This window comes from Neisseria sp. P0014.S009 (genome assembly GCF_051958155.1).
Classification (GTDB): Bacteria; Pseudomonadota; Gammaproteobacteria; order Burkholderiales; family Neisseriaceae; genus Neisseria; species Neisseria flavescens_C.
In genome coordinates, this window is record NZ_JBQCVS010000125.1 from 1 (window position 1) to 272 (window position 272).

1 pseudogene is annotated in these 272 nt (G+C 50.4%); it reads right to left on the reverse strand.

What is annotated here, in order from left to right:
* A pseudogene (locus ACTHS4_RS11970) lies at positions 1 to 213 on the reverse strand (YggT family protein); the annotation flags it as partial.
* Between the last annotated feature and the right edge of the window lie 59 nt (positions 214 to 272).

Consider the following 272-nt stretch of genomic DNA (forward strand, 5'->3'; position numbering starts at 1 on the left):
GTACACCAGAAAACCTGCTGGCAGGCAGTACCAATCGGTTTTCTCGCCGGATGGAAATGCTTTTTGCCAAGGTTTGGTCAGCCAGCCTGTTGCTTGTATGCTGAATTTGAGCAGGGGATGTTCTGCTGCCAATCCTGCGTATCGGAGCAAAAAGCGCGTGATACACAGGATGGCAATAGCGTCTGCCAATAATAGGAGCAAGTCGCCACGCATGTTCAGACGGCCTTATATTGTTGCGCCATTTCTTGCGAACGTTTAACGCAGGCTTCTAC